At 56.0% G+C, this 19,317-nt stretch carries 21 protein-coding genes and 1 pseudogene; 14 read left to right on the top strand and 8 right to left on the bottom strand.

Annotated features, from left to right (window positions below; all coding sequences use genetic code 11):
- Position 1 precedes the first annotated feature (1 nt).
- Positions 2-1,138 (top strand): SGNH/GDSL hydrolase family protein, encoded by a 1,137-nt coding sequence (locus tag AACY02_RS19420; protein WP_339433355.1) that lies wholly within the window; start codon positions 2-4, stop codon positions 1,136-1,138.
- Positions 1,139-1,169: 31 nt separating this feature from the next.
- On the opposite strand, the gene AACY02_RS19415 is transcribed toward AACY02_RS19420, so the two are convergent.
- Positions 1,170-1,580, bottom strand: a complete 411-nt coding sequence (locus AACY02_RS19415; protein WP_339433354.1) for a mannose-1-phosphate guanylyltransferase — start codon at positions 1,578-1,580, stop codon at positions 1,170-1,172.
- A gap of 44 nt (positions 1,581-1,624) precedes the next feature.
- The gene (gene galU / locus AACY02_RS19410; RefSeq protein WP_339433353.1) at positions 1,625-2,458 is read right to left on the bottom strand and encodes a UTP--glucose-1-phosphate uridylyltransferase GalU; all 834 of its coding nucleotides are present in this window, start codon (positions 2,456-2,458) and stop codon (positions 1,625-1,627) included.
- Between the two features lie 390 nt (positions 2,459-2,848).
- Between galU and galE the strand changes: the two genes are divergently transcribed.
- From galE to AACY02_RS19380, 6 genes are all read left to right on the top strand, one after another.
- Complete coding sequence (gene galE, locus AACY02_RS19405) at positions 2,849-3,865, top strand: UDP-glucose 4-epimerase GalE (protein WP_339433352.1); 1,017 nt, start codon at positions 2,849-2,851, stop codon at positions 3,863-3,865.
- A 231-nt stretch (positions 3,866-4,096) separates the two neighbouring features.
- Positions 4,097-4,333, top strand: coding sequence for a hypothetical protein (locus AACY02_RS19400; RefSeq protein ID WP_129394762.1), 237 nt, complete (start codon positions 4,097-4,099; stop codon positions 4,331-4,333).
- A 144-nt stretch (positions 4,334-4,477) separates the two neighbouring features.
- Positions 4,478-5,539, top strand: coding sequence for a polysaccharide biosynthesis/export family protein (locus tag AACY02_RS19395; protein WP_339433351.1), 1,062 nt, complete (start codon positions 4,478-4,480; stop codon positions 5,537-5,539).
- Positions 5,540-5,550: 11 nt separating this feature from the next.
- Positions 5,551-6,216, top strand: coding sequence for a YjbF family lipoprotein (locus tag AACY02_RS19390; RefSeq protein WP_339433350.1), 666 nt, complete (start codon positions 5,551-5,553; stop codon positions 6,214-6,216).
- The gene (locus tag AACY02_RS19385) at positions 6,213-6,974 is read left to right on the top strand and encodes a capsule biosynthesis GfcC family protein (protein ID WP_401160224.1); all 762 of its coding nucleotides are present in this window, start codon (positions 6,213-6,215) and stop codon (positions 6,972-6,974) included. Before AACY02_RS19390 ends, AACY02_RS19385 begins: the two co-directional genes overlap by 4 nt.
- The gene (locus tag AACY02_RS19380; protein WP_339433348.1) at positions 6,971-9,049 is read left to right on the top strand and encodes a YjbH domain-containing protein; all 2,079 of its coding nucleotides are present in this window, start codon (positions 6,971-6,973) and stop codon (positions 9,047-9,049) included. Before AACY02_RS19385 ends, AACY02_RS19380 begins: the two co-directional genes overlap by 4 nt.
- Before the next feature lie 286 nt (positions 9,050-9,335).
- Here the strand turns inward: AACY02_RS19380 and AACY02_RS19375 are convergent, their stop codons facing one another.
- The 3 genes from AACY02_RS19375 to AACY02_RS19365 form a co-directional block, all read right to left on the bottom strand.
- Entirely contained in the window at positions 9,336-10,730 is a 1,395-nt protein-coding gene (locus AACY02_RS19375; protein WP_339433347.1) for an undecaprenyl-phosphate glucose phosphotransferase, read from the bottom strand.
- 391 nt (positions 10,731-11,121) lie between these two features.
- The gene (locus AACY02_RS19370; protein ID WP_339433346.1) at positions 11,122-11,763 is read right to left on the bottom strand and encodes a winged helix-turn-helix domain-containing protein; all 642 of its coding nucleotides are present in this window, start codon (positions 11,761-11,763) and stop codon (positions 11,122-11,124) included.
- A gap of 270 nt (positions 11,764-12,033) precedes the next feature.
- Positions 12,034-12,774: a winged helix-turn-helix domain-containing protein gene (locus AACY02_RS19365; protein WP_339433345.1), complete on the bottom strand. Its 741-nt coding sequence runs from the start codon at positions 12,772-12,774 to the stop codon at positions 12,034-12,036.
- A gap of 503 nt (positions 12,775-13,277) precedes the next feature.
- Here AACY02_RS19365 and AACY02_RS19360 point away from each other — a divergent pair.
- Positions 13,278-14,111, top strand: a complete 834-nt coding sequence (locus AACY02_RS19360) for an undecaprenyl-diphosphate phosphatase (RefSeq protein ID WP_339433344.1) — start codon at positions 13,278-13,280, stop codon at positions 14,109-14,111.
- A gap of 49 nt (positions 14,112-14,160) precedes the next feature.
- Here AACY02_RS19360 and dusA read toward each other — a convergent pair whose 3' ends face one another.
- Positions 14,161-15,135 (bottom strand): tRNA dihydrouridine(20/20a) synthase DusA, encoded by a 975-nt coding sequence (dusA, locus tag AACY02_RS19355; RefSeq protein WP_339433343.1) that lies wholly within the window; start codon positions 15,133-15,135, stop codon positions 14,161-14,163.
- 139 nt (positions 15,136-15,274) lie between these two features.
- Between dusA and AACY02_RS19350 the strand changes: the two are divergent.
- The 6 genes and pseudogenes from AACY02_RS19350 to AACY02_RS19325 form a co-directional block, all read left to right on the top strand.
- A pseudogene (locus AACY02_RS19350) lies at positions 15,275-15,523 on the top strand (site-specific integrase); the annotation flags it as partial.
- 313 nt (positions 15,524-15,836) lie between these two features.
- A complete protein-coding gene (locus tag AACY02_RS19345; RefSeq protein WP_221734375.1) occupies positions 15,837-16,157 on the top strand; it encodes a YbjQ family protein in 321 nt (106 codons plus the stop codon).
- Between the two features lie 204 nt (positions 16,158-16,361).
- Entirely contained in the window at positions 16,362-16,550 is a 189-nt protein-coding gene (locus AACY02_RS19340; protein ID WP_339433342.1) for a hypothetical protein, read from the top strand.
- 291 nt (positions 16,551-16,841) lie between these two features.
- Positions 16,842-17,213, top strand: a complete 372-nt coding sequence (locus AACY02_RS19335; RefSeq protein WP_339433341.1) for a glycine zipper domain-containing protein — start codon at positions 16,842-16,844, stop codon at positions 17,211-17,213.
- A 170-nt stretch (positions 17,214-17,383) separates the two neighbouring features.
- Positions 17,384-17,806, top strand: coding sequence for a glycine zipper domain-containing protein (locus AACY02_RS19330; RefSeq protein ID WP_339433340.1), 423 nt, complete (start codon positions 17,384-17,386; stop codon positions 17,804-17,806).
- Positions 17,807-17,929: 123 nt separating this feature from the next.
- Entirely contained in the window at positions 17,930-18,097 is a 168-nt protein-coding gene (locus AACY02_RS19325) for a hypothetical protein (protein WP_339433339.1), read from the top strand.
- Between the two features lie 151 nt (positions 18,098-18,248).
- On the opposite strand, the gene AACY02_RS19320 is transcribed toward AACY02_RS19325, so the two are convergent.
- Together AACY02_RS19320 and AACY02_RS19315 are read right to left on the bottom strand one after the other, a co-directional pair.
- Positions 18,249-18,680, bottom strand: coding sequence for a DUF6896 domain-containing protein (locus AACY02_RS19320; protein ID WP_339433338.1), 432 nt, complete (start codon positions 18,678-18,680; stop codon positions 18,249-18,251).
- The coding region (locus tag AACY02_RS19315; protein ID WP_339433337.1) for an RHS repeat-associated core and ParB domain-containing protein at positions 18,677-19,317 on the bottom strand (641 nt) is incomplete at its 5' end. The genes AACY02_RS19315 and AACY02_RS19320, both read right to left, overlap by 4 nt.

The following is a 19,317-nucleotide window of genomic DNA, read 5'->3' as shown; positions in this document are numbered from 1 at the left end:
CATGGTTGCAGTCGATGACGGCCAGCCTGTTGCGGCGTCGGTGATAGAGGTCGGTGATGCGCGCGAGCGCTTTGCAAAGTGGCGAGAAGGCCAGGCCGGCAAAGTGTTGTCGGTCTCGGTGATCGGCGACAGCTACAGCGCCGGGCAGGATTTCTATCTGAACAAACTGGTGCAGCGAGTAGCCGGGGAGGTCGGTTTCGCCGGGCCTGGCTACGTTGGTTTCAACCATGGCGCAGCACTGGGCGGCACGCATTTCAAATACACCCGCCGCAGTGAAAAGTACTTTGGTGGTGACTGGCGGGTGTCTGGCCTCGGTCAGGCCAGCCCGGATAGCCGCACCCTCACCGGTCGGCCCGGTTCATGGCTGCAAATAGACGCCCGCCCGACACCGGCCATCGACACCGTGATTACTCAGGCAAAGTTGCTTTACCTCGGCAACGGTCAATCCAGTGAAATCCGCTACCGCTGGACGCCATCCCAGAACTGGCAACCGTTGAAGCTCGCAGGTGTCGGGGTTCAGGAGGTGCCATTGCCGGGCACACCGGCCGCGGCTGATTGGGCATTCAAACTGGAAGTGGTGAAAGGCGCGCCCACGCTGTTCGGCGTCTGGATGAGCAACGATCAGACCGGCATTCGCGTCTCCAAACTGGCGGCGTCCGGCGCAGCGTCCGCCGATTTCTATCACCGCGATCCACAGTGGCAGATGCAGTGGAAAGCCGTGGTGGCGAAGATCCCTGCCGATATTTACCTGATCATGCTCGGTGGCAACGATCAGGGCTTTGGTGTGACGCCTGCGCAGTATCTGCAGAACGTTCAGGGCCTGGTGGGGATGATCCGCGAGATTCAACCGGCGGCGAGCATCAACCTGATCATGCGGCAGGACACCACGCGCTCCAGTGCCTATCCGATGTCGGCTTACGCACAGGTTTTAGCGCCTTGGGCACGGGAACAGCATCTGGGTTACGCCAACCTGCAATGTGCGTTCGGCGCCGACGTCAGACGCTACGCTGCTACGATGATCGGCCCGGACAGGATCCATCCGCAGCCCGCCACGGGCGGCAAGGTGATTGCCGATTATTTCTACCGCTGGATCGTGGGTGGCAGGGAAGGCAGCTGCAACGAAACACCTGCCCTGTAACCCACTTTGATCATCTTGAAACGTTGTGTGTTCAAGCTTTTTCGAACGCATCCAACTGACTCAACAGTTCGGCGGTTTTCTGCGGCATCAACCGCGTATCACAACGGGTTTCCACGTTGATGATGATCCCCGGATCGTTGCAGCAGATGCGTACGCGAAAGCGCCAGTCGCTGAGTATCACTTTCAGGCCATCGCGGTCATCCATCTCCAGTGCCTGCTCACCATAGATGCTTTTCAAATGCGCGAGCAGGGGATAGGGATCGGACATCGACCGGCGAATATCACCGGACGAAGGAAACATGCCGATGCGCTCAACCAGCAAAATCGTGCCCAGCCACGACTCATTGGCGCTGGGCAATGGCTGATGGCGTGACAACCAGCTCATCACCCCTTGGTTGCCCACTTCTCGTTCAATGTCTGCCGAATGTTGTGCAATGTTCATGGTTGTCTGCCTGAAGTGGAGAGTGGGCGGGGGATGTGGCCGGTTCAGCGGCCCTTGAGGTACACGTTTTCGTAGCAGAAGTTGGTCGCCTGCAGATACCCTTCGGCGTCGCCGCAGTCAAAGCGCAAACCCTTGAATTTGTAGGCCAGCACGCAACCGTTCTGCGCCTGTTTCATCAACGCGTCGGTGATCTGGATCTCGCCACCTTTGCCTGGCTGGGTGTCGGCGATCAGGTCGAAGATGTCCGGTGTCAGAATGTAGCGGCCGATGATCGCCAGGTTCGAGGGGGCGTCCTGCGGCGCAGGTTTCTCCACCATGTTGTTGACCCGGTAGATGCCATCGGAAATCAACTCACCGGCGATCACGCCGTATTTGTGCGTCTGGTCGGCCGGGACTTCCTGGATGGCTACGATCGAGCAGCGGAATTTTTTGTAGAGCCGGATCATCTGGCTGAGTACGCCGTCACCTTCCAGGTTCAGGCACAAGTCATCGGCCAGTACCACGGCGAACGGTTCGTCGCCGATCAGTGGCCGACCGCTGAGAATCGCGTGGCCCAGGCCCTTCATTTCCACCTGGCGGGTGTAGGAGAAGGTGCAGGTGTCGATCAGCGCTCGGGTGCCGGCGAGGAATTTTTCCTTCTCGGTGCCGCGAATCTGGTGTTCGAGTTCGTAGCTGATGTCGAAGTGGTCTTCCAGCGCGCGCTTGCCGCGGCCAGTAACGATGGCCATGTGTTGCAGACCGGCGTCCCGCGCTTCTTCAACGGCGTACTCGATCAACGGCTTGTTGACGATCGGCAACATTTCCTTGGGCATCGCTTTAGTGGCCGGCAAGAAACGCGTGCCATAGCCGGCAGCGGGGAACAAACATTTACGAATCATAAAAGTATCCTGGACAGTCATGGAACACAGGCGACGATGGCAGGCCATAACAAATGGCTGCAAGTTTCAATGATGATTGAAGGTCTACTTTAATACCTGAGTCAGGTTGTTAATGGCAATGAATCGAGGGGGTAAAACATGGCAATGTTATGAGATGTCGGTCAGCGCGTTATTAGTTATTTTTAGTCGGTATCTGTTGATAGTGACAAGCACACTTGCAGTGCTAATAAGTACCGGGCAATAGAGTGTGACCTGCAAAGATATTTATTGCCAGTCATTGAACCAGTTTTGTTTTCGGTTGTTGTCGCCTTGTTTGTGTGGTGTACCACACAAAATCCAACAATGAGGCTTGACACGCTACTTGGCACTTATTCAATAACGGACCGCGCTATGAAAATTCTGGTAACCGGTGGTGCCGGCTATATTGGCTCGCACACCACACTTGCGCTGCTTGAAGCAGGTTATGAAGTTGTCGTGCTGGATAATCTGTGCAACAGCAGTGAAGCGGCGTTGCATGCGATAGAAGCCATCTGCGGCAAAAGTGCCTGGATGATTCGAGGCGATGTCTGTGACAGAGCCTTGCTCGACCGGATTTTCCGCGAGCACGCGATCGAGGCCGTGCTGCATTTTGCCGGGCTCAAGGCGGTGGGCGAGAGCGTGCGCAAGCCGCTTGCGTATTACGAAACCAACGTCAGCGGCAGCATCACGCTGTGCCAGGCGATGGCTGCGGCGGGGGTGTTTAACCTGGTGTTCAGCTCATCGGCCACGGTGTATGGCGAGCCTGAGCAAATGCCGATCCGCGAAGATTTCCCCACCGGCAATCCGACCAATCCCTACGGCCAATCCAAGCTGATCGTCGAGAACGTGCTGCGCGACCTGTGTCAGTCCGAGCCGCGCTGGAGCATCGCCCTGTTGCGTTACTTCAACCCGATCGGCGCCCACGACAGCGGCCATATGGGCGAGGACCCCAGCGGCATCCCCAACAATCTGCTGCCCTACATCAGCCAGGTGGCGGTCGGTAGCCTGCAAGAGTTGTCGATCTTCGGCGACGATTACCCCACCGTCGACGGCACGGGCGTGCGCGACTACATCCATGTCGTCGATCTGGCGGACGGGCATTTGAAGGCCTTGCAGTCCATCACCGGGCGCACCGGCATTCATACCTGGAACCTGGGCACTGGTGACGGTTACAGCGTGCTGCAAGTGCTGCACGCCTTCGAGCAGGCGAGCGGGCAGCCCGTTCCGTATCGGGTCATGCCGCGTCGCTCGGGCGATATTGCCGAGAGCTGGGCCGATGCCTCCAAGGCGGCGAGAGAACTGGGCTGGAAAGCCACGCGCAACTTGCAGGACATGGTCACCGACACTTGGCGCTGGCAATCGAATCATCCCAAGGGTTACTTGCGATGATGGCTATTTAACCCAATGTTATTTTCAGTCAGGTTGTTAGATAACGTCGGGAAATTACACTGGCAATGCTTATTGCAAGTCCGTAGATATAAACCTGCCGTTCGACTTTTATCAGTTGGGTAAGACTGTGAAAGAACAACGGATCTTGTTCGCGCTTTTTGCGGACTTGAACTCTACCACCTCTAGCACACACCCGATTTCGATCAGGTTGAATGTTAGAAAGGAGTTGATATGAAAAAAGTGATGGCAATTGCCCTGTTGACGATGTTGAGCAACTGGGCAGCCGCCGCTGAAGCGCCGCTGACAGCGGTAACCAATGTAGGTGGCAATGTAGCGGCTTCTCAAGCGCCTGCAGCCAGTACTGCAATGGTTGCCAGTGCTGTAGCGGCGTCCAACAGCGGTGGCAGTGCCAACGGCGGTACCACCGGTACGACGGGTACCACCGGTACCACCGGCACGCACAACTAACAGGAACATTTGTTAGTGCAGTACAAGGTCGCCCGACGTAAGTCGGGTGACTTTGTTTTTGGATTCGCCCTTGAATAGCGTAGTGCCATTATGACTCGTAGTTTTTCTCTTTTAATGTTGGCAAGTCTCGCTTTGCAAGGTTGCATGTTTTCCCCCGGCCAATACCTGAGCACCGGTGACATCACCCGCCAAGGGGCCAGTGAAAGTAGCCGGGTCGAGCTGATTCCGATCACCCCCAAACTGATTGCCATGAACCGCGCCACGCAAAAGCGTGAGCCGGTGCCGGCGGCACTGTTGGCAACGCCGTCCGAGTACCTCATCGGCAACAACGATGTCTTGTACATCACGGTGTGGGATCACCCAGAGCTGACGGCCCCGTCCGGCGCGCAACAACAGATCGACGCCAATGGCCGTCTGGTGCGTTCCGATGGCACGCTTTATTACCCCTACATCAAGGAAGTCCAGGCCGCCGGGCGAACCATTCAGCAACTGCGCTCAGACATCGAACAGCGGCTGTCGGCCTTCATCGCCGAGCCACAAGTGGATGTCGCGGTGTTGCGTTTCGCCAGCCAGAAAGTCGTGGTGACCGGCGCGGTGACCAAGGCTGGCCCACAAGCGATTTCCACCACTCCGCTGAGTGTGGTCGAGGCCCTCGGCTCAGCCGGCATCGACACCAACAACGCTGACTTGTCCGGCCTGTTGCTGACGCGCCATGGGCAAACGTATCCGCTCAATCTCGACTCGCTCAACCAGCCGGATTCGGAGTTGCAGAACGTCTACCTCAAGGGTGGCGATAAGCTTTATCTGCCGTACAACGACAACAAGCGCATCTACGTCATGGGAGAGGTCAATCAGCCCCGTGCACTGAGCTTCAAGACCGCGACCATGAACCTCTCGGACGTGCTCGGCTCGGTCGGAGGCTTGAGTCAAACCACCTCCAATGGCAACGCGGTTTACGTCATTCGCGGGGTGGAAAACCTCGATGTCGAGCCGGCGAAGATCTACCAGTTGGAGGCCCAATCGCCGACCGCCATGGCGCTCGCTTCGCACTTCCAGGTGCGTCCTCAGGATGTTGTTTATGTCGGACCTGCCAACGTGACTCGCTGGAACCGCTTCATCAGCCAATTGGTGCCATCGGCATCGATTGTCGGTACGGGCGCTTCCGCTGCGAAGAACTGGAGCGAATACAGTAACAACACCAAATAAGGCCGCCGACTGTGAACACCTTGAAAGTGGGCGTCTGCCTGATAGCGGCCACGTTGTTGTGTGGCTGCAACCCGTTGATGAGCGCTTCGTTGAACAACCTCAAAGCGGCGGTCATCGGCCCGGATGAAGTGGACGTGTCGGCGGCCGAAGTGGCCGGGGTCAATTATCCGCAACTCAAACTGACCACGCCGTCCGGCTCCGGGGTGCTGGCGCTGGTGCGCGAGCGTGAGGATCTGCAGTTCTGGGTCGCCTCCGGCAAGCAGGTGTTGCTGCTTCGTAACGGCCTCGCCGTGCGCAGCGTTGGCCTGGGCCTGGAGGGCGATCTGGATGGCATGCGTCAGTCCGACGATTCGCCGTTCAAACAAGGCCTGCATCAGGTTGCGGACGGCTACACCACGCGGCGCTGGATCGACCTCTACAAAGGCCAGGAGGTTGGCGTCATCGTCAACAGCCGCTTCTCCCGCCGATCCACGCAAACCCTCAGAATTCTTGATAAGGACTACACCGTGCTGCGTGTCGATGAGCAGATTGATGCCCCGGCCATCGGCCTGCGGGCGACCAATCGTTATTGGGTCGATCCGCGTGACGGTTTCATTATGCAGAGCGAGCAACAACTGACCTCGCAGTTACGCGTGAAGATTGTGCAACTGACGCCTGACCGCAGGCACATCCCGTGAAGCGGCTCGGTATGTTATCGGCGAGTCTGATGTTGATCAGCGCAATGAGCCACGCCGCCGTCACCGTCAGTGGCGATGTCGCCAATCCCGGGCCGGTCGAGTTGCCGGCGAATGGGCGCTTGCTCGATGTGATCAACGAGGCCGTGCCCAATGCCGAGGGTTATTGGCTGGCGGGTGTGCTGCTGCGTCAGTCACTGCTGCAAGAGCAGGCGCGGCTCAAGGCCGGTGTGCTGTTTGATCTGGATGTGTTGCGGCGTATGGCCTTGCTCTTCGATCGACCGGGTCGCGCAGCGCTGGCTGCGCGGTTGATCGAGGACGTCCGGCAGATGCCGGTCACTGGCCGGCAGATCGCCGATCTTGATCCGGTGGCATTGGAAGTTGGCTTTGCGCGCAACATTCGTCTCGACAACGGTGATCGGCTGATCTACCCGAAGCGGGTCGACGAAGTTGAAGTGCTTGGTGCAGTCGCCGAGCCTTGCCACTTGCCGTATCAGCCCTTGCAGGAGGCTCGCGACTACCTGCAAGACTGCACGATTCTGGCCGACGCCGAGGCCGACTATCTGTGGCTGATCCAGCCCAACGGCACTTCGCGGCGCGTTGGCATTGCCCACTGGAATCGCGAAAGCGGCCAGCTTCCCGTTGCCGGCAGCAAGATTTTTGTACCGGTAAAAAATGATGATCTTGATCCGCCTGTTCCTGAGCTGAATCAGCAGTTGGCTGAATTGATTGCCACGCAGTTGGTTGAGGTGGTTCGTTGAATTTACGGTTTGCAGCTGTGTTGTTATTGCCATGCGGGTTGGTTCATGCCGAGCCGCGCATTACCCAGAATGACTTCGGTGGCACGGGGCTGTTGCAAACGCCGACGGCGCGCATGGCGCCGGCCGGCGAGTTGAGCGTCAACGCCAACCGCACCGAGCCTTACAGCCGCTACAGCGTTTCGTTGCAGCCGCTCGATTGGCTCGAAGGTTCCTTTCGCTACACCGCAATCACCAACCGGCCATACGGCTCCGAGGCGCTGAGTGGCAGCCAGAGCTATAAGGATAAGGCGGTCGACGCCAAGGTCCGGCTGTGGCAGGAGAGTCATTGGGCGCCCGAAGTGGCGCTGGGCTTCCGGGATATCGGGGGTACGGGTTTGTTCTCCAGTGAGTTTTTCGTCGCCAACAAGCGCTACGACAACTTCGATTTCAGCGCCGGTATCGCGTGGGGCTATATCGGCAATCGCGGCGACTTCGACAACCCGTTGGGCTACGCCGATGACCGTTTCAAAACCCGCCCGGCAACTGAAGGTACTGGTGACGTCAACGCCGGTTCGTACTTTCGCGGCAGCCCCTCGCTTTTTGGCGGCGTGAGCTACCAGACGCCCTGGGATCGCCTCAGCCTGAAACTCGAATACGAAGGCAACGATTACAAAAGCGAACCGAAGGACAACGTGATCAAACAGGACTCGCCGATCAACCTCGGTGCGGTGTTCAAGGTCACCGATTCGATCGACCTCAGTGCAGCGTGGGAGCGTGGTAATACAGCGATGTTTGGCGTGACGTTCCACACCAATTTCGTCAGCCGCAAAGCCCCGGCCAAAACGTACGATCCCACTCCAGAGCCGTTGCCGGCAAAAATGCCGACCACGTCGATGGAACAGGTCAATTGGGCCGACGTGTCGCAACGCCTGCAGCAGAATGCCGGCTATAAGGTCGAGCGCATCAGCCAGCGCGATCGCGAGTTGATCGTGTATGGCGAGCAACAGCGCTACTTCCATTCGTCCAAGGCGGTCGGCCGTGCGAGCCGGGTTCTCGACAACAGCGTCAACGACGACATCGACTGGTTCACCCTGGTCAACAAACGCTACGACCTGCCGCTGGAAGAAACCAGCGTACCGCGCCAGACCTTCCGTGAAGTGATCAACAACGAAGAGCCGCTGGAGTCGTTGCACCGCACCACCGAGATCAACCCGGCGATGCCGCGCAACGAGAAGACTCTCTACACCGAAGCACCGCAGCACTTCAGTTATGGCGTTGGATTGGGCTTCAAACAGAACGTTGGCGGCCCCGATGGTTTGCTCTATCAGTTCAGTGCCGATGCGGACGCCGAATACCGCTTCAACCGCAACACCTGGTGGAGCGGCCTGCTCAGCGCCAACCTGGCGAACAACTTCGACAAGTTTTCCTACGATGCGCCGAGCGGCTTGCCGCGCGTGCGCACGGATTTACGTCAATACCTGACCACCTCCGAAGTGACCATGCCGTTGTTCCAGGTCAGCCATGCCGAACAGTTGGATAAAGACCTGTATGGCATGGTGTACGGCGGGTATCTGGAGTCGATGTTTGCCGGGGTTGGCGGGGAAGTACTGTTCCGTCCGACGGGTGAGCGTTGGTCGGTGGGAGCGGATCTCAACTACGTGCGTCAGCGCGATTTTGATCAGGGCTTCGCGCTGCGTGACTACTCGGTAGTGACCGGGCACATCACGGGCTACACCGACCTGCCCTACGACACGCTGGCGGCCGTCAGCGTCGGCCGATACCTGGCCGGCGACTGGGGCGGCACGCTGGACATCTCGCGTGAGTTTTTCAACGGCGTACGCTTTGGGGCCTGGGCGACGATCACCACCGCCGGCAGTGCCGAGTACGGTGAAGGTAGCTTCGACAAAGGCATCTACCTGTCCATTCCGTTCGACGAAATGATGAGCATGTCCACCATGCGCCGCGCCAACCTGGTGTGGGCGCCACTGACTCGTGACGGTGGCGCAAGGCTCAATCGCAGCTATCAATTGCACTCAATGACCGATAGCCGGGAAGGGGACATGTTCTATCGCAACTTCGAGAAGATCACCGAGTAACCCTCGCTAAACCGGTGGGAACCCCTGTGGAGCAGGCTTGCTCGCGACGGCGTCGGCACATCCAGCATTAATGTTGCCTGACCCACCGCCATCGCGGGCAAGCCACGCTCCCACCGTGTTATCTGCCGAACCCCAACCCCGCTGCCCGCCGAGAATCCCTGTGGGAGCGGGCTTGCTCGCGAAGGCGTCGGCACATTCAGCATCGATGTCGCCTGCCCCCCCCCCAAAAAAACAACAGGCACAAAAAAGGGGACTTTCGTCCCCTCGCGGTGTTAAGCCTTCAACCTCAGTAAATATCCTTCGACAGCAGTGTAAACGGTGTCTTCACCAGGATCTTCAGATCCAGCCACAATGACCAGCTATTGATGTATTGCAGGTCGATCTCAACACGCTTTTGCATCTTGTCGATGGTGTCCGTCTCGCCTCGGCAGCCGCTGATTTGAGCAAGCCCGGTGATCCCCGGTTTAATCCGGTGACGCGCCATGTAGGCAAGGATCTTCCCCGAGTAAAAATGGTTGTGCGCGACAGCATGGGGACGCGGCCCCACCAGGGCCATATGCCCTTGCAGCACGTTGAACAATTGCGGCAACTCGTCCAGCGATGTGCGACGGATAAAGCGGCCGACCGCCGTAATACGCGAGTCGTTACGGCTGGCCTGTTTCACTTCATGGTCATCGTGCATACGCATCGAGCGGAACTTCCAGACCTTGATCACCTTGCCGTTCCAGCCATGGCGATCCTGCTTGAAGAACACCGGGCCGGGCGAGTTGAGTTTGACCGCCAGCGCAATGACCAGTAGCACCGGACTCAGCAGGATGATGGCCAGCAGCGCCACACTTTTCTCCATCAGACTTTTGCTCAGGGCCGCCGTCGGGCGGCTGGTCAGCGGGCTCTCGTTCAGGTAGATCGCCGGCAGACCGTCCACGACTTTCACCGAGTGATTGAGCAGCGTCAGGCTGTTCAGATCCGGCACCCAGACAACGTCCACGTTGGCCCCCAGCAAATCGACATACATCGCTTCGATTTTCGCCGCTTCGCACAGCGGCAGCGTGATGTACAAGCGGCGGATGTCATGGGCCTCGATCAGCGTCAGCAACTCTTCCTGAGCGCCGACGATGCGCGGTGCGTCCGAGTCCAGGGCCGGCAGATCACCGTTGCTGACCAGACCCACCAACGGCAGGTTCTCCAGTTGGTTGAGCTTCTTCGCCAAGCCCAGTGCCAGTTCGCCTGTTCCTACAATCAGGGTCTTGTGCTCGCTTTTACGTGAGCGCTGATAGAACTTCGAAAACGCATGCAGCGGCGCGTACAGCAGTGCCTGACCCAGGAAGCCATACACCGCCCAACTCAGAATCACCTGTCGTGAGAACAGTTCATCGGCCTTGCAGACAAAGGCGATGAAGGCCAGCGCCGCCATGGTCATGGACCAGCCCATCAACAGCCGACCCAACCCGGTCAGGTAATTGTCGCGTTTGCGATAAACGCCGCTAAACGTGTAAGCCGGGACCGAGGCCAATACCGCCAGCGTTGCGCACATTCGGTAGTAGAACGCCACGGTACCGGTGTGCTGTTCAGCGAGCATGAACAACAGCGTTACAACAAAGCCCTGTGCCAGCGCCCATTGGCCCCAAAAGGTCAGTCCTTTGAGGCCTGCGCTTCGATTGATACTAAGAGAAAGATCCATACGATATCCCCAAAAGACGTCCATTCAGGTTTCAACAGTTGAAAACCGAGTTGTTAGTCAGAGTTATTGTTTTTGTTTTAACGAGTGTCCTGAGGTAACAACGTCGATAGGCCGAACTGTCGTCAATCAATAGACTAAGTTATTGTCGGGGATGGTGTCTGACGAGTTCTAACAAGGTGGCATAGTGCCAACTTTTTAATAATTAAATAGAGGGGTGTTAGAAAAGGTCGTGGAGGAGGGGGTGAATAGGTGATGTCGTTTTTGTTACTGTTGTCGGGGTGGAGGCAGGGATGTCTTATTTGGCGAAGGGAGGTAAAGTCAAACAGAGTGCTCTTCTTGTTTTTGTAATCGCACTGTTATCTGTTTGCTTTGTATGGAGCGGTCGCCGTGTTTACGCGACGATTTCCTGGATGAGGCAATAACCGCGATTTCTTACGGCACGGAACAATCGCTCACCCTTGCTGGCGCTTTTGAATTTGTCTTGCAGGCGACTCAGGCACATCTCCAGGCCGCGATACTGCTCCGGCTCTCGGCCGATGCTGAGGATCAGGTCATCGCGACTGACAACACGCTCTTCATGGTTAAGCATTTTCTTGACCAATGCTGTTTCCAGGCCAGTCAGACTGATTTCGACGCCTTCTTTGCTCAGTGCGCCCTGATCATCATCAAGATGCCAGGTTTCGCTGCAAGGCGTGTCGTCCATGATGACTGGAGGCGTGTTTGCCGGAACGCTGTGAAATGGATTCGCCGACTGTGCAGCCAGCCATTCGGACTCAAGAGTGGCCAATATTCGCTGTGTGTCATGTTCAATCGTGCGGGCGACGTTTCTTCGGGTGCCGTTTGCGTAGGTGAACTCCATCAGCATGGGGGCGGAAGAGGGCGAAGTAGCACCTTCAATAAACATTTGTGCCTGAGACGTACCAAACGAATTGAAGCGCTTGCTGGACAGCATGCTCTCAAGTTCACGCTGAGAACTTGTACTGTGAGTCACGACAACAAAATATTTTCTTGGGAGGGTTGTACTAGTTTCCATGTCTCTCTCCTAAATACACACCAAAAATGGCTAAAAGATAAATCGGCAGGCGAGCAATGACTTCCTTGGAAGTAATCGATAGGCAGGGTCTGGGCCCAATGATAGCTCTCGATGAATTCCACTCGATCTGCTGCTATGTTGTTGAATTTATTATTATGTTGGCGTGCTCATTCAAGCGCTTTGTTATTAGTAGGCGTGAGGTATAACTAGAGCTATATGGTTGCATCAGACGATCCTTCGTAAGTATGCAAAAGGGAGGGTGCCCTTGAGTCAGGCAGTCGATATCAGACCGCGCATCAGGCGATAGCCGTAGCCGCGGATGCTCTGAATCGCGTTCGTACCATACATGTCCTTGATTTTTCCACGCAAGCGGCTGATTGATTTTTCCAGCGCCCTGGGATCGTAGAAATTGGTATTGAGCCCCATGATATCGGCGATTTCATCGTGGCTGAGGATGTGATTACTGGTTTGCGCAAAGGCTTCCAGGATCTTCATTTCAGCGAAAGAAATATCCAGCTTCTTGCTGGTATCCATCAGGCAGATACGAGTGGGGTCGAGTGTCAGATTGACTTCTCTTTGCCATTCTTCACTGTTGAAGAATTCGCCAAGTGACTCGGCGCCATCGTCGCAAGGAGTGTTGACCTTGATACAAAAGTCCGCCCCGGCTAGAAAATACTTGATCTTGTTGAAGGCGCCGCGACCGGTGATGACCGCACAAATGATAGGTTTCAAGTTGTCAGTGCGCAGGCTCTCCACCAGCGCAAGATTCTCTTCAAGAGCCTGGGGGCTGTCGATGACAATGAAGATGGCTCGATACGAACCAGGGTGTTCATTCTGCTCATATGAACTAGTGTAGGCGTTGGCATCCAGTGCCATATCGCTTCGTATGTGCCGGGCGATCAGCGCTCTAAAGTGTTCAGCCACGCCACGGGTTCGACCCAGAGTGAGAACGCCGGGTTCGTCGTTTGTCGGGCGCGGACTTCTAGTCGCCAAGTTCCCTGAGAGCATCATGCATTGACTCGAATTAAGTGCTGACATCGGGATGTTAAAGCACTAATTCTCATCTGTGACTGACAATTGGTAACATTCACGCGATTTTTAGACGTGGCTCCCGAGTTTTATAACAATAATTAAGCATTCCATGCTTTTAGTTGATTTTCTCGAGGTGCTGAACTAGCTGCCAGATGGTGGCAATATGAAATTGTGCCACTGTTTTGAATCAGTGGCCATTACTGGTCTGTGTCCTTTTGCCATTATCTAGCCATCGAAGAGAGTGTGATATTGATCACACTTTTCCCGGTTGGCAAACTTTTTCTATTAAAGTGCCTGAATATTTTTCGAGTAGTTCGTACGCGGACGATTACTAACATGGCTTGAGTGTGTCTTTTGATAAGGCATATTCTGCGTCGCCTACTCAGCAATGGGGCGATACGGCAATTGTTTCAATACCGATACTCAATTTCTGAGTGCAGTTTTAACGGGTCGCTCGCCACGAGCACTCTGACGGAGGATTAATGGATTTCTGGACCCTTTTCCAGGTGTTGATATTAGGTGCGGTAGAGGGCCTGACCGAGTTCCTGCCTATCTCAAGTACCGGCCACCAGATTATCGTCGCCGACTTGCTGGATTTCGGCGGCGAACGTGCGATGGCCTTCAACATCATTATTCAACTGGGGGCCATTCTTGCCGTCGTCTGGGAGTTCCGGCCGAAGATCTTCGCCATCGCCAAAGGATTGCCCACTGAGCGTAATGCTCAGCGCTTCACCCTCAACTTGTTGATCGCCTTTCTCCCCGCCGTTGTACTGGGAGTATTGTTCGCTGACAAAATCCATCAATACCTGTTCAACCCCATCACCGTCGCTGTGGCTTTGGTCGTCGGCGGTGTTGTGATGCTGTGGGCCGAACAGCGTAATCACGTCGTGAGTGTCGATCACGTCGACGACATGCACTGGTCTGACGCGCTAAAGGTCGGTTTCGTACAATGCCTGGCGATGATTCCAGGCACCTCGCGCTCCGGCTCGACCATCATCGGCGGCCTGCTGTTCGGTCTGTCGCGCAAAGCCGCCACCGAGTTCTCGTTCTTCCTCGCCATGCCGACCATGGTCGGCGCTGCCGTGTACTCTGGCTACAAGTACCGCGACCTGTTTCAGCAAAGTGACCTGCCAGTCTTCGCCCTCGGCTTCGTTACTGCGTTTGTTTTCGCGATGATCGCCGTGCGCGGCCTGCTCAAGTTCATCGCCAACCACAGCTACGCCGCGTTCGCCTGGTATCGGATCGCGTTTGGCTTGCTGATACTGGCAACGTGGCTGTTCGGCTGGGTGAACTGGACGGAGGCAGCGGCGGGATGAGGATCAAGCCAGGCGAATCAGCTCGCCTGGCCAGTTTGAGGGGAGGGCATCAACGGCCTTCAAGCAACTCCGCCGCCTGATCCAGCAACGCCAGCGGATCCTTGGCCTTGTGAATATCCACCGACAACAACTGACGAAACTTGCGCGCCCCCGGGAACCCGGTGCCCAAGCCCAGCACATGCCGCGTGATGTGATGCATCGAGCCCCCGGCTTGCAAATGCTCGGCAATATAAGGCCGCAACTGCGCCAGCGCCTCAGCGCGGCTGATCACCGGCGCTGAACTAGCAAACAACTGCTGATCCACCTCCGCCAGCAAATACGGATTGTGATAAGCCTCACGCCCTAGCATCACCCCGTCGAAGGTCTGCAAATGCTCATGGCAAGCCTCTATCGTCTTGATCCCGCCGTTCAGTACAATCTCCAACGCCGGAAAATCCGCCTTCAACTGCGCGGCAACGTCATAGCGCAACGGCGGGATGTCGCGATTTTCCTTCGGCGATAACCCCTCCAGAATCGCAATCCGCGCATGCACTGTAAAACTGGTACACCCGGCATCCCGCACCGTCCCGACGAAATCACACAACTGCTCGTAACTGTCGCGCCCATTGATCCCGATCCGATGTTTCACCGTCACCGGAATCGACACTGCATCGCGCATCGCCTTCACACAATCGGCCACCAGTTGCGGATGCCCCATCAGGCACGCACCGATCATGTTGTTCTGCACACGATCGCTTGGGCAGCCGACATTGAGATTCACCTCGTCATAACCGTGTTCCTGGGCCATCCGCGCGCAAGCGGCCAGATCCAGCGGAACGCTACCGCCCAACTGCAACGCCAGCGGATGCTCGGCTTCGTTGTGACGGAGGAAACGTTCGTGATCGCCGTTAAGGAGCGCGCCGGTGGTGACCATCTCGGTGTAGAGCAGGGCGTTCTTCGACAGCAGGCGTAGGAAGAACCGGCAATGGCGGTCAGTCCAATCCATCATCGGGGCCACGCTGAAGCGGCGAGACGGCGCAGGCATTGATTTTACTGGGCTAAGGCTCTGATTCTGTACCATTTTACTCAACGTGTTTTCGGCGTGTTTTAGGGCGTTTTCAAGCGTTTTTCAGGTCTCGGTGGTGCGATCTACCACTTCAAAACCGACGCGTACCACTTTTGATATGGCAGCTATGAGGGCAAGAAAACTGGCGGATGGGTCTGTGAGCTACACCGCTCAGATCCGCATCAAACGTGATGGGGTGCAAGTCTACCAAGAGAGCCAGACCTTCGCCCGGAAACAGGCTGCGCAGGCGTGGGCGCGTGAGTCGGAACTCGATGAGCCTGGTGCAATCGAGCGGGCGAGCCGCAAGGGCGCCACCGCTAAAGAGATGATTGATCAGTACCTGCGCAAAGTTGAAAGCGCGTGGCCGCATAGCATCGAGATGCTCTGTCCAGCCAACGCGCCACCAGCGGCCCCACCACCTAGGATAGTGCCTTGGCGCCCGGCTTCTTTAGGTTTGTTCTCGGCTTTGTAGATCTCTGAGGCAGCAAAGGCAGGGGTTATGATCCAAGCGACTTTTCTCGTGACCTAGCATTAGGCGTGATGATCAACAGATCAACAGATCAACAGATCAACAGATCAACAGATCAACAGATCAACAGATCAACAGATCAACAGATCAAGCGCTCAAGCTCGACTCAGTTGATAATCGCTTTTTTTCAAGTATGACAAGGATTGATCGGATGATTATCACCACCACGCCCTCAATTGAGGGGCGTCAGATAACGGCTTATCTGGATGTCGTTAGTGCCGAATCCGTGCAGGGCGTAAACGTGATTCGCGACATGTTCGCGGGGATGAGGGATTTTTTTGGTGGGCGCTCTCAGACCCTGGAGCGCGCGTTGAAAGAGGCGCGTATCCAGGCAACTGACGAGATCAAGGAACGAGCGCGTGCCTTGCAGGCGGATGCTTTGGTTGGAGTGGACTTCGAGATCAGCATGCCAGCGGGCAAGGGCGGTATGGTTGTGGTGTTCGCAACAGGGACAGCGGTCAAGTTGCGCTGATTATCGGCACAAACTCGGTGGCCGATAGATTTCGCTGTCACCGTGTTCAAGTTGTTGTCAGCGGGTGTAGGCCGCTCGTCGGGCATGGGTCGATCTGAACCGCAAGTCCAGGAATGACCAGCTAGTCTCAAAAGTCTTGGAGGTCGATATTTTTTCAGGCAAAAGCGCTTTGCTGGTGTCGACCCATTTCTCAGGGGCGAAGGTATGACTGATCCGTATATCGAAGACGATGGTGCTGAGTTTCCATTGAACAATTGCGTACGATGCGGCCAGACCGATTATCAGGCTGGCTTTGGCGAGGATCCGGTTCAGATCGGCAAGATCAAGTCCAAGGCACCCAAAGGGCCGAAGGCGAAGTTCCTGCCCAGGGTCGCGACTCGAGCCCGAAAATAGTCTGCAGCGAGCGACCCCGCCAACAAGCGGGGTTTTTTGCGTCTGACGAGTAGGCTGGAAATTTCCTACAGATGACGGGTGGCTTGGCAATGCTTTCACAAACTTTTCACGTCTATCAAAGTAGGGTGAAGCCATCCGTTAGAAAGCAAGTCTCCAGCCCGTCTCCCCAGCGGGCTTTTTTTTGCCTGCGATAAAACCTTTTGCGAAATCGCTGTCCAATCGGCGCCGAATGCGTGCCGACAGCATTGAATGCCGGCCAATTTTTTCATCGCGTTTTTTGAGGTTTTTGTCATGCGTTTAACACTGCCTGCTCTGGTTCTTGGGCTTCTGGTCGCTCAAAGTGCGATGGCTGCTGGAGATGGCACAGCTGCGCTCGGCGGTGGCCTGGGTGGCGCTCTGGGTAATGTGGTCGGCCAGAAAATGGGCGGCAGCAATGGTGCAGCGATTGGTGCTGGCGTGGCAGGCGCCGCAGGCAGTGCAATGGCGGCGCGTAAAGGCAGCCGGACCAAAGCAGCCATTGGCGGCGGTGTCGGTGCGGCCGGCGGTTCGATCATCGGCAACAGCCTCGGTGGCAGGAACGGTGCGACCATCGGTGCAGGTCTTGGCGGGGCGGCTGGCGGTGCGGTGGGCAGCAATCTGTCGAAAGGTCACAAGCGTCACTGAGACTGATCGTCTGTCTTCGTCCTGAAATAGGTTTAATCCTGTTCCACCTAAACGCCCGGTGCACCCCATCGGGCTTTTTCGTTGGTGAACGTTTGTTCCGCAGGCGGCTCCAATCTCACATAGGCCCTCTTTGGGGCGGATTATCCCGATTCGGGAACTGTGAGGTTCATATGCGACTGTCATTATCTGCACTGTTTTTCGGATTGCTGGTTTCGCAAGGCGTAATGGCTGCCGGCGACGGTACGGCGGCTGTAGGGGGCGGGCTGGGTGGTGCGTTGGGCAACGTGGTCGGCGGGCAACTCGGCGGGAGTACAGGCGCGGCTGTGGGGGCGGGCGTTGGCGGCGCGGCGGGCAGTGCCGTCGGGGCGAATAAACGCAATCGTACGGAAGCCGCCATTGGCGGAGGCCTCGGCGCAGCCGGCGGCTCGGTGATCGGTAACAGCCTGGGTGGTTCCGCGGGGTCAACCATCGGTGCAGGATTGGGTGGCGCGGCGGGTGGTGCGGTCGGCAATAATCTGGGTGACGATGGTGGGAAGTCTCATTCCGGTGGTGGTCATAAACATAAGAACAAACATAAAAACCGACATCATTGATTGACGATTCAACACAAACCCGGCCGTGTGCCGGGTTTCTCGTTTCTGCTGGTCAGTCTTTGGAACGATTGGCCCTGGGGCTTTTCGAACGTCATAGACTCCCCCGAATTCATGAGGTTTGCCATGACTCCCGAAACTGAAGGCAAGGAAGAGAAAGGCCCGAGTGGGCTGCCGTATATCAATGATCCGGGGAATGAGGATCCGGGGTCGCTGATGGATGATGCGACGGTGCCGTTGGATGATTCGGATGAGGCAGATATGGAGTCTGAGGAGGATGAGGATGAGCAATAAGTTGTCTTGAGAGTCGAGAACGGCAGCACACTGAATTTAAATATCCGGGGCCTGTACTTCAGGCCCTTTGATTCGGATCGGTTTGCTCGCGACGTCACGGTCGGTAAAACAGACGTAAAGGCGGACGAAAGCAAACCGACAAAAAATATTGTTATTTGGCAGTTAAGTCAGGGTTGACGAGTACGTAAAGGTTATCTGATGTCGACATTTTTTCTATTCGACCTGATGCGATGTATTCTTGAAATTCCTTTTCAACTGTTTTTTTGTCGCAGTATTTTTTATATTTAGATGGCCTATCGCTAGCGTAAATGTAAAGGCGCCATACATCAAAGCCGTCGATTCTGTTATCCGAACCATAATCAAAGTCCACTGATTCTGATGGGAAGTGAATGGCGCACCCTATGCCGTGTAGTTCATACTGAATTTCATCAGTTATTTCACCGCAGCGTTCGATTTGCTTGCTCCGCCAAAGTCTTAAAATATTCCGAGTGCCAAATTTTTTTTGTAGTAGTTCTGTTCCACTTTCAACTTTTGAAAGAAAGTCAGTTATCAGATCCCCAAGATTTTTATCGTCTTTTTTCATCTTCTTCTGTGATGCTCCAATCGGTCGTGTCCGACATTGTTAGCTGATTCAATGACTTCTTCGATCGTATTGAGCTCTCCTTTGTGCTCTCTGATGTTTGTGATCAGTTTTATAGTTATAGGCGTTGCTGTTTGTTTTGCAGCTGCTGCACGGTGATGTCCATCCAGAATATAGAAGTTGCCCTGATGTTCTGCTACGTCTATGGGATAGCTGACATCGTAGCCGCCTGCTCGCATTTGATCCCTTATTTTTTCGACGTGTTTAGTTGATTTTTTTCCCATAATTGCATGCGTTCGCTTCACTGAATGTGGGTCAACGCCATGAATCAAGTCCGGTAATTGTGGTTCACCCTCATCGACCTTAGCGCCACCAACCCCACCCGGCAGCTCACAACCCTGGTTCTTCGGCGGCGGACAATTGGAACTCAACCCCAACGGATCCACCCACCCCGTCGGATTCGGCACATACCGATACTGATTCAACCCACCCGCCAACTTCACCGGGTCCGGTGTCAGATACCTGCCCAGCCGTGGGTCGTAATACCGGTGCCGGTTGTAATGCAGCCCGCTTTCCCCATCGAAATACTGACCCTGAAACCGCAGCGGCTGGTCCAGGTAGTCCTCGCCAGCCAGGGTGA

This window comes from Pseudomonas sp. EA_65y_Pfl2_P78 (assembly GCF_963970495.1).
Lineage (GTDB): Bacteria > Pseudomonadota > Gammaproteobacteria > Pseudomonadales > Pseudomonadaceae > Aquipseudomonas > Aquipseudomonas baetica_A.
The sequence above is the reverse complement of the archived record's forward strand: the minus strand, read 5'-3'. Positions and strand labels throughout refer to the sequence as shown.

Bases quoted from the DNA above. Each gene is read 5' to 3' on its own strand.
- AACY02_RS19420 (WP_339433355.1), top strand. From the start codon at position 2: ATGGTTGCAGTCGATGACGGCCAGCCTGTTGCGGCGTCGGTGATAGAG.
- AACY02_RS19415 (WP_339433354.1), bottom strand. From the start codon at position 1,580: ATGAACATTGCACAACATTCGGCAGACATTGAACGAGAAGTGGGCAAC.
- galU (WP_339433353.1), bottom strand. From the start codon at position 2,458: ATGATTCGTAAATGTTTGTTCCCCGCTGCCGGCTATGGCACGCGTTTC.
- galE (WP_339433352.1), top strand. From the start codon at position 2,849: ATGAAAATTCTGGTAACCGGTGGTGCCGGCTATATTGGCTCGCACACC.
- AACY02_RS19400 (WP_129394762.1), top strand. From the start codon at position 4,097: ATGAAAAAAGTGATGGCAATTGCCCTGTTGACGATGTTGAGCAACTGG.
- AACY02_RS19395 (WP_339433351.1), top strand. From the start codon at position 4,478: ATGTTTTCCCCCGGCCAATACCTGAGCACCGGTGACATCACCCGCCAA.
- AACY02_RS19375 (WP_339433347.1), bottom strand. From the start codon at position 10,730: ATGGATCTTTCTCTTAGTATCAATCGAAGCGCAGGCCTCAAAGGACTG.
- AACY02_RS19370 (WP_339433346.1), bottom strand. From the start codon at position 11,763: ATGGAAACTAGTACAACCCTCCCAAGAAAATATTTTGTTGTCGTGACT.
- AACY02_RS19365 (WP_339433345.1), bottom strand. From the start codon at position 12,774: ATGATGCTCTCAGGGAACTTGGCGACTAGAAGTCCGCGCCCGACAAAC.
- AACY02_RS19360 (WP_339433344.1), top strand. From the start codon at position 13,278: ATGGATTTCTGGACCCTTTTCCAGGTGTTGATATTAGGTGCGGTAGAG.
- dusA (WP_339433343.1), bottom strand. From the start codon at position 15,135: ATGCCTGCGCCGTCTCGCCGCTTCAGCGTGGCCCCGATGATGGATTGG.
- AACY02_RS19345 (WP_221734375.1), top strand. From the start codon at position 15,837: ATGATTATCACCACCACGCCCTCAATTGAGGGGCGTCAGATAACGGCT.
- AACY02_RS19340 (WP_339433342.1), top strand. From the start codon at position 16,362: ATGACTGATCCGTATATCGAAGACGATGGTGCTGAGTTTCCATTGAAC.
- AACY02_RS19335 (WP_339433341.1), top strand. From the start codon at position 16,842: ATGCGTTTAACACTGCCTGCTCTGGTTCTTGGGCTTCTGGTCGCTCAA.
- AACY02_RS19330 (WP_339433340.1), top strand. From the start codon at position 17,384: ATGCGACTGTCATTATCTGCACTGTTTTTCGGATTGCTGGTTTCGCAA.
- AACY02_RS19325 (WP_339433339.1), top strand. From the start codon at position 17,930: ATGACTCCCGAAACTGAAGGCAAGGAAGAGAAAGGCCCGAGTGGGCTG.
- AACY02_RS19320 (WP_339433338.1), bottom strand. From the start codon at position 18,680: ATGAAAAAAGACGATAAAAATCTTGGGGATCTGATAACTGACTTTCTT.